The 13,352-nt window shown below is 71.3% G+C and carries 12 protein-coding genes; 3 read left to right on the top strand and 9 right to left on the bottom strand.

Annotation, left to right across the window (positions count from 1 at the left end; translation table 11 throughout):
* Positions 1–21: 21 nt before the first annotated feature.
* The 3 genes from VR894_RS01015 to VR894_RS01005 form a co-directional block, all read right to left on the bottom strand.
* On the bottom strand, positions 22–1,014 hold the full coding sequence (locus VR894_RS01015; RefSeq protein WP_324649437.1) for an ABC transporter substrate-binding protein: 993 nt from the start codon (positions 1,012–1,014) through the stop codon (positions 22–24).
* A 229-nt stretch (positions 1,015–1,243) separates the two neighbouring features.
* Positions 1,244–1,645 carry a RidA family protein gene (locus VR894_RS01010; RefSeq protein WP_324649436.1) on the bottom strand — a complete coding sequence of 134 codons (402 nt, stop codon included), beginning with the start codon at positions 1,643–1,645 and terminating at the stop codon, positions 1,244–1,246.
* A 229-nt stretch (positions 1,646–1,874) separates the two neighbouring features.
* Positions 1,875–2,873: an LLM class flavin-dependent oxidoreductase gene (locus VR894_RS01005; protein WP_324649435.1), complete on the bottom strand. Its 999-nt coding sequence runs from the start codon at positions 2,871–2,873 to the stop codon at positions 1,875–1,877.
* A 289-nt stretch (positions 2,874–3,162) separates the two neighbouring features.
* On the opposite strand from VR894_RS01005, the gene VR894_RS01000 reads away from it, so the two are divergent.
* Genes VR894_RS01000 through VR894_RS00990 form a run of 3 tightly spaced genes read left to right on the top strand, consistent with a single transcriptional unit; the run spans position 3,163 to position 6,419 of the window.
* Positions 3,163–3,771: an SRPBCC family protein gene (locus tag VR894_RS01000; protein WP_324649434.1), complete on the top strand. Its 609-nt coding sequence runs from the start codon at positions 3,163–3,165 to the stop codon at positions 3,769–3,771.
* Between the two features lie 58 nt (positions 3,772–3,829).
* Complete coding sequence (locus VR894_RS00995) at positions 3,830–5,017, top strand: amidohydrolase family protein (protein ID WP_324649433.1); 1,188 nt, start codon at positions 3,830–3,832, stop codon at positions 5,015–5,017.
* Positions 5,018–5,054: 37 nt separating this feature from the next.
* Positions 5,055–6,419 (top strand): VOC family protein, encoded by a 1,365-nt coding sequence (locus VR894_RS00990; protein WP_324649432.1) that lies wholly within the window; start codon positions 5,055–5,057, stop codon positions 6,417–6,419.
* A 58-nt stretch (positions 6,420–6,477) separates the two neighbouring features.
* On the opposite strand, the gene fgd is transcribed toward VR894_RS00990, so the two are convergent.
* The 6 genes from fgd to VR894_RS00960 form a co-directional block, all read right to left on the bottom strand.
* The gene (gene fgd, locus VR894_RS00985; protein ID WP_324649431.1) at positions 6,478–7,482 is read right to left on the bottom strand and encodes a glucose-6-phosphate dehydrogenase (coenzyme-F420); all 1,005 of its coding nucleotides are present in this window, start codon (positions 7,480–7,482) and stop codon (positions 6,478–6,480) included.
* Positions 7,483–7,632: 150 nt separating this feature from the next.
* On the bottom strand, positions 7,633–8,817 hold the full coding sequence (locus VR894_RS00980; protein ID WP_324649430.1) for an acyl-CoA dehydrogenase family protein: 1,185 nt from the start codon (positions 8,815–8,817) through the stop codon (positions 7,633–7,635).
* Between the two features lie 71 nt (positions 8,818–8,888).
* A complete protein-coding gene (locus VR894_RS00975; RefSeq protein ID WP_324649429.1) occupies positions 8,889–9,995 on the bottom strand; it encodes a bifunctional 2-methylcitrate synthase/citrate synthase in 1,107 nt (368 codons plus the stop codon).
* 25 nt (positions 9,996–10,020) lie between these two features.
* Positions 10,021–10,914, bottom strand: a complete 894-nt coding sequence (gene prpB, locus VR894_RS00970) for a methylisocitrate lyase (RefSeq protein WP_324649428.1) — start codon at positions 10,912–10,914, stop codon at positions 10,021–10,023.
* On the bottom strand, positions 10,914–12,449 hold the full coding sequence (locus VR894_RS00965; protein WP_324649427.1) for an MmgE/PrpD family protein: 1,536 nt from the start codon (positions 12,447–12,449) through the stop codon (positions 10,914–10,916). The genes prpB and VR894_RS00965 overlap by 1 nt, the downstream gene beginning before the upstream one ends.
* Before the next feature lie 86 nt (positions 12,450–12,535).
* Complete coding sequence (locus VR894_RS00960; protein ID WP_324649426.1) at positions 12,536–13,324, bottom strand: maleylpyruvate isomerase family mycothiol-dependent enzyme; 789 nt, start codon at positions 13,322–13,324, stop codon at positions 12,536–12,538.
* Between the last annotated feature and the right edge of the window lie 28 nt (positions 13,325–13,352).

The following is a 13,352-nucleotide window of genomic DNA, read 5'->3' as shown; positions in this document are numbered from 1 at the left end:
TTCCGGTTCGTTCGGTGGTCGTCACAGATCGGTCTGTGCGTCCTCGGGCAGGTACTGCTGGTCCAGGACGGTGGCCCAGTCGATGGGCTCCTCGATCTGTCCCGCGTTGACCATGAGCTCGGAGAGGTTCTCCAGGATCGCCGGGTCGATGTCGAGCGAGTAGGCCTTCTCGAGGTCCGGCGTCAGCTCCATCGCCTCGACCATGACCTCCTCCGAGACGTTGAGCAGCGGCGCCAGGTCGGCGGCGGCACCCTCCGGGTCGGAGACGATCCACTCGTTGATCCGCTCGACGGCCCGGAAGAACGCCCGGAGGTTCTCCGGGTTCGCCTCGGCGTACTCGTCGTTCACCGCGACGAGGTCGGCGGGCAGGTCACCGATGACGTCGCGCGAGTTGAGCAGGACCTCCGCGCCCTCGTTGAGCACCTTGTCCGCGATGAAGGGCTGCATGGCCCAGCCCGCGGTGATCTGCCCGGCACGCGCCGCGGTCCAGTTGTCGCCCTCGCCACCGACGGCCTGGGTGGTGATGCCGTCCATCGCGAGCTCGATGTTCTTGGTGACGAGCTCGGTGGAGGAGCCCGCCGAGCTGAACCCGAGGACCGCCCCCTCGCCCAGCTCGGTGCCCTCCGGGGCGATCCAGGAGAAGTCGTTGACCTGGAACCACGGCGCGATGACCGTGAGGTTGGAGTCGGGCTGCTGGCTCGCGAGCACGATGGAGGTGCTGCCCGAGATCGCCATGTCGGCATCCCCGCTGGTGACGACGCGCAGGGTGTTCCCGCCGCCGCTCGCGGAGTAGAGCGAGACGTCCACACCCTCCTCCTCGAACCAGCCCTTGTCGATGCCCGCCTGGAGCATCGCCATGAAGGGCAGGTTGTCGACACCGGTGGCGGAGATGGTGAGCTGCTCGGTCTGCTCGCCGCCGCTCGCCGCGTCGGCGCCACAGGCGGCCAGGGAGACGGCGAGGGCGCCGAGGGCACCCAAGGTGAGGATGGACGTGGGGCGTGTGGTGCGCGTCATGGCTGTTCCTCCAGTTGGCGGCCCGACGGTGGGACGCTCGGAACTGTATGTATAGAAAGGACTTCCGGAGAACACTGGTGTGCTGCTCCGCTCTTGTCAAGGGCGGCCTTTGTGGGGCTCTAGCCTTGATCTTCAGGTCTCCGCGCGACTGGTGGCGCCTTCGATGCCGTCACCGTACCCACAGTTCGGAGTGGACGGAAGGTACGTCGTCAAACAATTTACACAGAATTTACGTCGGCCTGGTGGCAGGCTGGTCGACAACGGCGACGAGGTCCATCTCCACCCTGTTGCCGGGGTTGAGCCCGCAGTAGACGGTCGTCCTCGCCGGGTAGGGCCGGACCATGGCAGCGTCGTAGACGGCGTTCATCTCCCGGTAGTCGGCCTGGTCCACGAGGTAGACGCGGACGGACACGACGTCGGACCACGAGGAGTTCGCGGCGGCGAGCACGGCACCGAGGTTCGCCAGGGTCTGGCGCGTCTGCTCGGCGACGTTCTCGCTCACCAGCCTCCCGGTGCGCGGGTCGGTGCCCACCTGGCCGGAGAGGAACAGGAGCGGACCCCGCCGCACCGCCTGCGAGTAGGCGGCCCTCGGCGTCGGCGCCTCCTCGGTGCTGATCGCCTCCGCCGTCACCGCCCCCACCTCCGTTCCATCCAGAGGCCCACGGCCGCGCCGAGCAGCGCTCCGGCCAGCGCGAACGCCGACAGGTCCGCCCGCTGGCCGGTCGGCCCCGTCGCTGGGGCAACGGGCGTCACCGCGGCCGCCGGTGCGGCAACCGCGGCCGGCGGGCGCTGCCCGCCCCGTGCGCGCAGGGGCGGCGGTGCCCCGGGGGCAGGGCTGCCCGGCGGCGGGAACTCCACGGTCAGATCCTGTCCATGATCTCGGAGAACGCGCGGATGGTCGGCTCCTTGCTCTCCCCGGGGCGCACGAAGGGCACGATCGACACCTGGTCCACCCCGAGGCCCTTGATCTCGCGCAGCCTGTCGGCGCACTCGTCCGGCGTGCCGGCGAGGGCGAAGAGGTCGACGAGCTCGTCCGGCACGAGGTCGGCGTGCGTGGCCTCGGTGTTCATGTGCTCGTAGTAGTTGTACGTCTCCTTGATCCGGTCGACCGCCGCCTGCAGCGACGGGTCGATCGGCGCCGGGAGGGGACGGATGGCCACCCGGGACACGTGGGCGCGGACGAGGTCACGCGCCTCGGTGCTGTCGTCGTTGATCGCCGTCGGCGTCCACAGGACGATATGGACGTCCGACAGCGACTTGCCCGCCTCCTTCGCCCCCGACTCGATGGTCTTGAGCGCGGCCTCGATGAACTCGGGCGCGGTGCCCACGAGGACGACGACGCCGTCGGCGATCCGTCCCGAGAGCTTGAGGATCTTGGGCGCCGAGGCGGCGATGTAGATCGGCACGTGCTGCGGCTCGGGCATCCAGCCGAGGTGGAAGGACGCCCCGCTGGACTCCTCGACGACCTCACCGCCCGCGAACAGCGTGCGCAGGTCCGCGACCGACTTCTCCAGCTCGGCGAGCTTCTGCGGCTTCAGACCCATGGTCCGCAGCGACGAGTCACCGGTTCCGATCCCGAGCCGGGCCCGCCCGCCGGTGTACTCGTTCAGCGTGGCCCAGAAGGACGCCAGCACCGACAGGTGGCGGGTGGACGCGTTCGTCACGCCGGTCCCGAAGGTGATGCGCTCCGTGCCGACGGCGGCGGCCCCCATCGTGAGGGAGGACTCCCGCCAGATGTTCTGGGAGTCTCCGAACCACACGCTGTCGTAGCCCAGCGACTCCGACAGCTGGACGTAGGAACGCATGGTCTCGACGGACTCCGTCGGGAAGAGCCCGACTCCCTTGGTCAGCACAGTCACTACCCCTTTGTGTCGGTTGAGCCAGCACGGACGCTATCCGATGTCGAGCAGTCGGAACAATCTGTCCGTACACGTGTGACCTGCACCCTGCCATCCCCGGACGCTCAGCGCAACGGTCACCACCGTCGAGGTGGGCCGTCTCGAGCGAAGTGTTCCCATCATCCGGGCCATGCGGTAGGTTGACGCCACGGACGGGTCACCCGCCCACCCCACCGCAGGTCTCGACGGAGAGCCGACGCCGACCGTGCATATCGTTCGTGGGCGTACAACCAATGCAGAAGGCGCAGACGTGGAACTCAGCAACACCTTCGATGTGGCGGCCGAGCCTGGCGTGGCCTGGCGCACCGTGGGGGACCTGGAGCAGATCGCCCTGTGCCTGCCCGGCGCCGTCATCGAGTCGCGCGACGGAGACACCTACCACGGCCGGGTCCAGATCAAGGTGGGCCCCATAGCCATGGGGATGAGCGGGGTGGCGACGGTCGTCGAACGTGACGACCCGGGCCGCCGCATGACCGTGCAGATCCGGGCCGAGGACGCCGCCGGTCAGGGCACGGTCGAGGCCACCATGGCGGTCAGCGCGTCGCCGTCACCGGCGGGGACGACGATCACCATCGCCACGACGATGCAGCTCGGCGGGAAGGTCGCCCAGTTCGGATCCGGACTCATCACCCAGGTCTCCGGACGCATCGTCAAGCAGGTCGCCAAGCGGATCGGCGCCCTGGTCGAGGCGGGTCCCGACGGCCCCGCGGACACCCCGGCGGCCGGTCGCCCGGCCCCGTCGCCGGCCGACCCCCTCCGCCCCCCTCTCGCCTCGGCGGCGCCCCTGGCCGCCGCCACCCTGGCCGGCGCGCTCTTCGGCTGGTCGCTCGGGCGCTCGCTACGTCGGTCGTCCCGATGACGTCGGCGCCATCGGGGCGGGCCTGCACCCGCGTGACCAACGACGGAAGTGACACACCATGAAGACCCTCATCGAATCCATCGGCACCCTCGTCACCGGCGAGCTCGGGGCACCGACCGTGCGGGACACCACCCTCCTCATCGAGGACGGCATGGTCGCAGGCGTCGGTGTCGACGCCACCGCCCCGGACCGGGTCCTCGACGCGGGCGGCCTCACGGTGATCCCCGGGCTCGTCGACGGGCACGTCCACCCCACCTTCGGGGAGTGGACGCCGGCGCAGAACGCGACGGGATGGATCCACAACTACCTCCACGGCGGGACGACGACGATGGTCTCCGCGGGGGAGCTGCACATCCCGGGGCTCGACTTCACCGCACTCACCCCGGAGCTCGTCGTCTCGATCGCCACCGTGTCGCGGCACACGACCGCCCGGATGCGACCGTCCGGCGTCAAGGCCGTCGCCGGCACGGTGCTGCTCGTCCCCGGGATGACCGAGGAGCACTTCGACCGACTGGCCGCCGAGGGCGTCACCCAGGCCAAGTTCATCTTCTACGACTGGAGCCTGCTCCACACCGGCGAGGTCTCCCGGTACCTCCAGTGGTGCCGCGAGCGCGGCATGACCGTCAAGATGCACTCCGGGGGCGTCTCGCGCTCCGGCTCGAGCCGCGTCGCGGGCTTCGACGTCGTCGCAGCCGTCGGGCCGGACATCGTCGGGCACATCTCCGGCGGCCCCATCCCCATGACGGACGAGGACATGGCCAGGGTGGTCGAGGACCTGCCCGAGACCGCCCTCGAGGTGTGCAGCTCGATGAACTACCGCGCCACCTCCTTCGTCGTCGAGCGGCTCGCCGCCCGCGACGAGCTCTCCCGCCTCACGCTCGGGACCGACACCCCCGGCGGCACCGGTGTCATCCCGCGCGGCATGCTGCGCAACATCTGCCTGCTCGCCTCGATGTGCGACGTCGCCCCCGAGGACGCGGTCGCCGCGGCCACGGGCACGACCGCCCGCGCCCACGGCCTGGACGTCGGCGTCCTCGCGCCCGGCCGCCCCGCGGACCTCGTGCTGCTCGGTCCCATCACCGGTTCCCGCGCCGACGACGCCCTCGAGTGCTTCGCCCTCGGCGACCTACCGGGCATCGCGACCGTCATGGTCGACGGCGTCCCGCTCGTCGACGGGCGTAGCGAGCAGACGCCCCCGCCGCGCCAGTCCGCCGTCTGGCGCCCCCTCACCCCAGCCCTCGTCTGACCCGTCCGCGACACCTCACACAGAAAGCAGGCGACCGATGACCGACGTCCAGCCATGGCAGCTCCGGGCCGCGTTCGCACGCAGCCTCTCCGACATGTACGGCAAGGAGGTGCCCGCCTACACGACGCTCCTCGAGGTGTCGCACGCCGTCAACGCCGATGTCGTCGCCACGATCGGCGCCGACGCCGAGCGCCTGGGCAGCATCGACCGCGTGACCGCTGAGCGCCACGGAGCGATCCGCCTCGGCACGCCGCGCGAGATGGCGCAGGTCGCCACGATCTTCGGCGCGATGGGGATGTACCCCGTGGGCTTCTACGACCTGCGCGAGGCCGCGACCAGCGCCGCGGTGCCGGTCATCTCGACGGCGTTCCGCCCGCTCGAGGCGGAGGAGCTCGCCCGCAACCCCTTCCGCGTCTTCACCTCGATGCTCACCCCGTCGGACCGCCGCTTCTTCTCGGCCGACCTGCAGCAGCGGCTGGAGAACTTCCTCGACGCCCGGGAGATCTTCCCGCCCGAGCTCATGACCATCGCGGAGCGTGCGGAGGCCGACGACGGTCTCTCACGGACGGACGCCGACCGCTTCCTCGAGCTCGCCACCGCAGCCTTCGAGCTCTCCCGCGAGCCGGTCGACCGCGCCTGGTACGACGAGCTGGAGGCGGTCTCCGCGGTCGCCGCCGACATCGGCGGGGTGCCGAGCACGCACGTCAACCACCTCACGCCACGCGTGCTGGACATCGACGACCTCTACGCCCGGATGGAGGCCCAGGGGATCACGATGATCGACGACATCCAGGGACCGCCGCGGTGGGAGGGGCCCGACGTCCTGCTCCGGCAGACCTCCTTCCGCGCCCTCGCCGAGCCCCGCGCCTTCCGGATGCCGGACGGCACGGTCGAGACCTCGTCGCTCCGGGTGCGCTTCGGCGAGGTCGAGGCACGCGGCATCGCCCTGACCCCCGCGGGCCGGGCCATCTACGACCGGGCGATCGCCGAGGTCGACGAGCGCGCCGCCGGACTGGACTCCGCCGCCCGCACCGAGGTGAAGCTCGAGGTGTGGCGCCGCGAGTTCCCGACGACGGAGGCGGAGCTGGCCGCACGTGGGCTCGCCTACTTCACCTACGCCGTCGAGAACGGCACGGCGGTCCCCGAGCCGATCGTCTACGAGGACTTCCTGCCGCGTTCGGCAGCCGGCATCTTCCAGTCCAACCTCACCGACGACGGGTCCAAGGACGCGACCCAGGAGGGCGTGGCCCGCGACGCGGACTGGATGTCGGGCGCGATCGGACGCGAGCTCTCCGACCCGTTCGAGCTGTACGCGCGCCAGAGCGAGGCGTCGCGCCAGGAGGCCGCGGCCACGCTGGGGGTCTCCCCGGACGAGCTGCTCGCGCAGGTCACGGCCCGCTGACGGACGCGAAGGGCTCGGCACCCGTGGGGTGCCGAGCCCTTCGTGTGTCCCGGGTCGCTCAGTCCGCGGTGAGGCGGCGCAGGCGCGGGATGACCTCCTCGCCGTAGAGCTCGATGAAGCGCGCCTGGTCGGGACCCGGGGCGTGGAAGACGAGGTGGCGGAAGCCCAGGTCCACGTAGGTCTTGATCCGTTCGACGTGCTCGTCGGGGTCGTCGGAGACGATCCAGCGTGACGCGGCGCGTTCCAGCGGCAGCGCGTCGGAGAGCCGCTGCATCTCGATCGGGTCCTCCACGCCGGTCTTCTCCTCCGGCGTCAGGGCCAGTGCCGCCCAGTGCCGGGTGTCGCGCATCGCCCGCTCACGATCCGGGTCGAAGGACACCTTGACCTCCATGAGCAGGTCGAGGTCGTCCAGCGACCGGCCGGCCTGCTGGGCACCGTCGCCGAGCGCGGGCAGCAGCTTGTCGGTGTAGAGCTCGGGCGCCTTGCCCGACGTCGTGATGAAGCCGTCGCCCACGCGGCCCGCGAAGCGGGTCGCGATCGGCCCCGACGCGCCGATGTAGATCGGCACCTGCCGCTCGGGTCGGTCGTAGATGGTGGCGTTGTCCGTCTGGTAGTACGTGCCCTCGAAGGTCACGCGCTCACCCGCCCACAGCTGCCGGATGAGGTCGACGGCCTCGCGGAGGCGCGCGAGGCGCTCCTTTCCCGCCGGCCAGGGAAGGCCCAGCGCCGACTCGTTGAGCGACTCCCCCGTCCCGACCCCGAGGATCACCCGGTCGGGAAAGAGGCAGCCGAGGGTGGCGAAGGCCTGGGCGATGACGGCCGGGTGGTAGCGGAACGTCGGCGTGAGCACCGAGGTCCCCAGGACGATCCGCTCCGTCCGTGCGCCGACTGCGCCCAGCCAGGGCAGCGAGGCCGGGGCGTGTCCGCCGTCGTGCCGCCACGGCTGGAAGTGGTCGGAGATGAAGGCCGACTCGAAGCCGGCCTGCTCTGCCAGCACGACGTAGTCGGCGAGCTCCGCCGGACCGAACTGCTCCGACGACGCCTTGTACCCGATTCTCAGCATTGAGTTCCCTTCAGTCCGAGCCACCCCGGAGGCGACTTGTTCGTAGACGCACGACCTTACTCTGCACGATGCTTCAATTCATGCTCTCCGTCAATGGTCGCCGTGCTCGTACCGCCACATGATCAGCAGCGCCCCACCCGACCCGCAGTGCTAGCGATAGGCAGCGTGGCCGGTGAGGTGCTCGCCGACGACGAGGGTGTGGACCTCGTCGGTGCCCTCGTACGTGCGCACGGACTCGAGGTTGTTCGCGTGCCGGAGCGGTGAGTGGTCGATGGTGATCCCGTTGCCGCCGAGGATCGTGCGCGCCTCCCGCGCGACGTCGATCGCGATCCGGCAGTTGTTGAGCTTGCCGACCGAGATCATGTGCCGCTCGAGGCGCCCGGCGTCCTTGAGCCGGCCGATGCGCAGTGCGAGCAGCTGGCCCTTCTGGATCTCCAGGGCCATCCGCACGAGCTTGTCCTGCGTGAGCTGGTAGGCGGCGAGCGGCTTGTCGAACTGCAGCCGCTCCCGGGAGTAGGCGAGGGCGGCGTCGAAGCTGTCCCGGGCGGCTCCGAGGACGCCCCAGACGATGCCGTACCGCGCCTCGTTGAGGCAGCTGAAGGGTCCCTTGAGGCCGGCCCCACCGGGGAGGACCGCGTCAGCCGGCAGCCGGACGTCCCGGAGGGTGATGTCGCACTGGATCGAGGCCCGCATGGAGAGCTTCGGCTCGATGGGGGTGGCGGTGAACCCGGCACTGCTCGTCGGCACGAGGAACCCGCGCACCCGCTCGCCCGCGCCGTCGTCGGCCTTGGCCCAGATGACGGCGACGTCCGCGATCGAGGCAAGCCCGATCCACCGCTTGACGCCCGTGAGCACCCACCCCTCGCCGTCGCGCACTGCCCGGGTCACCATCGAGCCCGGGTCCGAACCCGCGCTCGGCTCGGTGAGACCGAAGCAGCCGATGAGCTCACCCGCGGCCATACCCGGCAGCCACCGCTGCTTCTGCTCCTCGCTGCCCCACGTGGCGATGGCGGACATCGCGAGCGACCCCTGGACCGAGACGAAGGTGCGCAGGCCGGAGTCCCCCGCCTCGAGCTCCTGCATCGCCAGGCCGTACTCGACGGCGCTGCGCCCCGCACAGCCATAGCCCTCGAGGTGCATGCCGAGGAGCCCGAGCTCGGCCATCTCGGGGACGATCTCCCGCGGGAAGACCGCGTCCTCGTACCAGCGTGCGATGTTCGGGCGGATCCGACGGTCGACGAACTCGCGGACCCCGTCCCGCAGGGCACGCTCCTCGGACGAGAACGCGTCGTCGAGGTCGAGCAGATCGCTCACCGCTCGCGGTGACGTCGACATGGGGCCTCCAGGTGTTCGGATCGACAGGTCGTCCCGCGGTGCGCCGGCTGCGCGCCACGACGGCAGCTTCGCTACGCCGGCAGGTGCCGCTCGTCCGGCCCGCTGTAGTCGGACAACGGGCGGATGAGCGCGTTGTCCGCGGCCTGCTCCATGACGTGCGCGGTCCACCCCACGACCCGCGCGGCGACGAACAGGGGCGTGAACGTCGGGGTGTCGAAACCCATGAGGTGGTAGGCCGGGCCGGAGGGGTAGTCGAGGTTGGGCCGGATGTCCTTGCGGGCAACCATCGCGTGCTCGAGCGCGTCGTAGAGCGCGAGCACGTCGGGCCGGTCGTAGTGCTCCACGAGCCGGTCCAGCGCCGCCTTCATCGTCGGCACCCGCGAGTCGCCCTTCTTGTACACCCGGTGGCCGAAGCCCATGATCTTGCGCTTCTCGGCGAGCGCCGCGTCCAGCCACTCCTCCGCCCGCGACGCCTCGCCGATCTCGTCGAAGACGTGCATGACGGCCTCGTTCGCCCCGCCGTGCAGCGTCCCCTTGAGTGCCCCGATCGCGCCGACGACGGCGGAGTAGAGGTCCGCGAGCGTCGAGGTGATGACCCGCGCGGTGAACGTCGAGGCGTTGAAGGAGTGCTCGGCGTAGAGGATGAGGGAGACCTGGAAGGCGTCGACGACGACGTCGTCGGGGACCTCGCCGAAGGTCATGTTGAGGAAGTTCTCCACGAAGCCGAGGTCCTCGCGGGGTGGGACCAGCTGCTGCCCGCGGCGGCGGCGCTGGTCGTAGGCGATGACGGCCGGGATCTGGCTGAGCAGGCTGACGGCCTTGGAGTAGTCGCTCGAGCGGTCCTCCGCCCGCGGGTCGTTGGCCCCGATGACGCTGACGGCGGTGCGGACCACGTCCATGGGGTGCGCCGTCGTCGGGACGAGGTCGACGGCGGCCCGCACCCGGTCGTCCATGGCGCGCTGGGCCCGCCCTTCACCCTCCATCGCGGTGAGCTCCAGCTGTGTCGGCAGCTCGCCGTGCCACAGGAGGTAGGCGACCTCCTCGAAGGTGCAGTGCTCCGCGAGCTCCTGGACGGGGTAGCCGCGGTAGAGCAGTGAGTTCGTCTCGGGATTGACCTTCGAGATCGCGGTGGTGTCGGCGACGACGCCGACCAGGCCCTTGCGGATCTCTTCGCTCATGTGCTCACTCCCTTGCGCTGTGCGGTCAGATGGTGAAGTTGAAGACGTCCTCGTCGAAGTGCGCGTACGCCGGGTAGTCGAGCAGCTCGTACAGCCTCGCCCGGGTCTGCATGGACCCGACCTCGGCCTGCAGCGTGCCGTCCCGGCGCAGGGTCTGCAACCCTCGCTCGGCGGCCCCCATGGCGAGCCGGAGCAGGGAGACGGGGTAGATGACCATCCGCACGCCCACGTCGGCGAGCTGGGAGGCGGTGAACAGCTCGGACTTGCCGAACTCGGTCATGTTCGCGAGGACGGGGACGTCGACGGCGGCAGCGACGGCCGCGAACTCCTCCAGCGTGCGCATCGCCTCGGGGAAGATCGCGTCGGCACCGGCGTCGACGAGCGCCCTGGCCCGGTCGACGGCGGCCGCGAAGCCCTCGACGGCGCGGACGTCGGTGCGGGCCATGACGAGCATGCCGGGGTCGCGCCGGGCGTCGACCGCGGCGCGGATGCGCTGCAGCGCCGTCGTCTCGCCGACCACCTGCTTGCCGTCCAGATGACCGCAGCGCTTGGGGTTGACCTGGTCCTCGATGTGCAGCCCGGCGACACCGGCGTCCTCGAGGACCTGCACGGTGCGGGCGACGTTCATCGGCTCCCCGAAGCCGGTGTCCGCGTCGACGAGCGCGGGCAGCTCGGTGACCCGCGCGATCTGGCCGCTGCGCGCGGCGACCTCGCTCAGCGTCGTGAGCCCGATGTCGGGCAGCCCGAGGTCCGCGGACAGGACGGCACCGGAGATGTAGACGCCGTCGAAGCCCTGTTCCTCGATGAGCCGGGCGGACAGCGGGTTGAACGCGCCGGGCAGCTGCAGGAGGTCGTTGCCCGCGAGGCGCTCGCGCAGCGCGGCGCGCTTCTCGTGGGCGGGGGTGGTGGCGTGGAGCATCAGAAGATCCCCTCGGGGGCGGTGACGGAGGCGAGCAGGCTGGCCGGTGCGGTGACGGTGAGCCCGCCCAGCTCCTCCGCGGTGAGCTCGGGCAGCCGCTGGGCGACGTCGAGGAAACGCTCGACCTCCGCCGGCTCGAGCACGCCGTCGGCCAGGGTGCGGAACTTCGCGACGTACTGCTCCCGCCCGAACGGGCGGGCCCCGAGCGGGTGGGCGTCGGCGACGGCGATCTCCTCGACCACCCGTGAGCCGTCGGTCAGGGTGACCTCGACCCGGCCGCCGAACGCCTTCTCGGCCGGGTCGGTGGAGTGGTAGCGCCGAGTCCACTCCGGGTCCTCGGCCGTCGTCACCTTGCGCCACAGCTCGACCGTGTCGGGCCGCGCCGCCCGCTCCGGCAGGTAGGAGTCGACGTGGTGCCACGCACCGTCCTGCAGCGCGACGGCGACGATGTACGGGATCGAGTGGTCCAGGGTCTCCCGCGACGCCGTCGGGTCGTACTTCTGCGGGTCGTTCGCCCCCGAGCCGATGACGTGGTGCGTGTGGTGGGAGGTGTGGATGACGATCGAGGCGATGGTCGCCGGGTCGCGCAGCTCGGGGCGCTCGCGGTGGAGCCGCCTGGCGAGGTCGATGAGCGCCTGCGACTGGTACTCCGCGGAGTGCTCCTTGGTGTAGGTGTCGAGGATCGCCAGCTTCGGCGCACCCGGCGCGGGCAGCGGCACCTCGTAGTGGGCGCCGGGTCCGTCGAGCAGCCAGGCGATGACACCGTCCTCGCCCTCGTAGATGGGGGTGGGCGACGTCTGGCCCCGCATGGCGCGGTCGACGGCCTCGACGGCGACCTTCCCGGCGAAGGCCGGTGCGTGGGCCTTCCACGTGGAGATCTCCCCCTTGCGGGACTGGCGGGTGGCCGTCGTCGTGTGCAGGGCCTGCCCGACGGCGTGGAAGATCGTCTCGGCGTCGAGGCCGAGCAGCGTGCCGATGCCGGCGGCTGCGGACGGACCGAGGTGGGCGACGTGGTCGATCTTGTGCCTGTGCAGGCTGATCGCCCGCACCAGGTCGACCTGGATCTCGTAGCCGGTCGCGACGGCCCGGACGACGTCGGCCCCGCTCAGCCCCCTGCGCGCGGCGACGTGCTGCGCGACAGCGAGGATCGGGGGGATGTTGTCGGCCGGGTGGGAGTAGTCGGCCGCGAGGAAGGTGTCGTGGTAGTCGAGCTCGCGGACCGCAACGCCGTTGGCCCAGGCCGCCCACTCCGGGCTCACCCGCTCGCCCACCTCCAGGCCGAGGACGGTGGCCCCGGGCCGGTACGGGTGGGCCTGCGCCTGCGCCCGTGCCGCCACCGCGGGGCTGCGGGTGAGCGAGGCGGTCGCGACCGCGGCGTTGTCGATGACCCGGTTGACGACCATCTCGGTGACGTCGTCGGGGACGGCGACCGGGTCGGTGGCGACCTCGGCGATCTTCCAGGCGAGCTGCTGCTCGCGGGGCAGGTCGTCCGCGCTGGGGTGGACACGGACGTGGTGGGTGACGAGCTCGGCCATGGCCCTACTCTCCCCCGCGGGACACGTCCGCGTCACGCGCTCGCGGACGACGGGTTCCGCTGCCCCGGCCGGTGGCGACCGGCACCTCAGAGCCAGCGGGGCAGGTCGGGCAACGTCCCGGTGCTGGACTCGAGACGGTGGCCGTCGCGACCGGTGAGCCACCGGGCGAGGTCCGCCGCCGACCCGACCACGGTAGGCCCCTCGCCGGCGCCGACGACGATCCGCTCGCCACGGTCGTCGGGGGCGAGCACGAGGTCGACGGCCTCCTCGCGACCGCGCCACGCGCCCAGCACGTCCTCGGTGAGCCGGTCGACGACCGCAGGAGGGAGGTCACGGAAGGAGCCGCCGGAGTCGAGGTCGACGGCGTGGATCCACACCTCGCGGTTCCGCATCCAGGCCGTCTCCCGGCACGGGACGGGCCGCCCCTGGGCGGTGCGGACCACGGCGTCCCAGGCGTCGTCGGTGAGCTCGTCCCAGTCGGCGTGGAGGAGGTCCGCGGAGCGCCCGAAGAGCTCTCTCAGCTCCTGCGCCGGCAGCCGGGCGCCCTCGTCGATCTCGGCGTTGCGCTGCTCGAACGAGGCGTACATGGGCGTCTCCACCCCGGTGCGTGCCCACGCGCAGAGCCGGCTCAGGGCACGCGCGTTGTAGGCGACGTGGGCCACGACGGCCGCTCGCGTCCACCCGGGCAGCAGGCTCGGCTCGGCGAGCTCGGCGTCGGTCAGCGCGTCGAGGTGTCGGGCGAAGAAGCCGGTGCCGGTGTGCGCCCACTCCAGCTCCTGGACCGGTGCTCCCGGCGAGTGTCCTCCGCCGCCCGCCGTATGGCGGGCCCGCCGGGGCTGGGCCTCCGGGTCGGTGCTGCCGTCCGTCGCAGTCATCGCTCTCCTCTCACGTGGTCCACCCTGG

Origin of the sequence: Georgenia sp. H159 (assembly GCF_035607575.1) — a bacterium.
Classification (GTDB): domain Bacteria; phylum Actinomycetota; class Actinomycetes; order Actinomycetales; family Actinomycetaceae; genus Oceanitalea.
This window is presented reverse-complemented; position numbering and strand designations above follow the sequence as displayed.

Bases quoted from the DNA above. Each gene is read 5' to 3' on its own strand.
- VR894_RS00965 (WP_324649427.1), bottom strand. From the start codon at position 12,449: ATGGCCGAGCTCGTCACCCACCACGTCCGTGTCCACCCCAGCGCGGAC.
- VR894_RS00990 (WP_324649432.1), top strand. From the start codon at position 5,055: ATGACCGACGTCCAGCCATGGCAGCTCCGGGCCGCGTTCGCACGCAGC.
- VR894_RS00995 (WP_324649433.1), top strand. From the start codon at position 3,830: ATGAAGACCCTCATCGAATCCATCGGCACCCTCGTCACCGGCGAGCTC.
- VR894_RS00980 (WP_324649430.1), bottom strand. From the start codon at position 8,817: ATGTCGACGTCACCGCGAGCGGTGAGCGATCTGCTCGACCTCGACGAC.
- VR894_RS01015 (WP_324649437.1), bottom strand. From the start codon at position 1,014: ATGACGCGCACCACACGCCCCACGTCCATCCTCACCTTGGGTGCCCTC.
- VR894_RS00975 (WP_324649429.1), bottom strand. From the start codon at position 9,995: ATGAGCGAAGAGATCCGCAAGGGCCTGGTCGGCGTCGTCGCCGACACC.
- VR894_RS00960 (WP_324649426.1), bottom strand. From the start codon at position 13,324: ATGACTGCGACGGACGGCAGCACCGACCCGGAGGCCCAGCCCCGGCGG.
- prpB (WP_324649428.1), bottom strand. From the start codon at position 10,914: ATGCTCCACGCCACCACCCCCGCCCACGAGAAGCGCGCCGCGCTGCGC.
- fgd (WP_324649431.1), bottom strand. From the start codon at position 7,482: ATGCTGAGAATCGGGTACAAGGCGTCGTCGGAGCAGTTCGGTCCGGCG.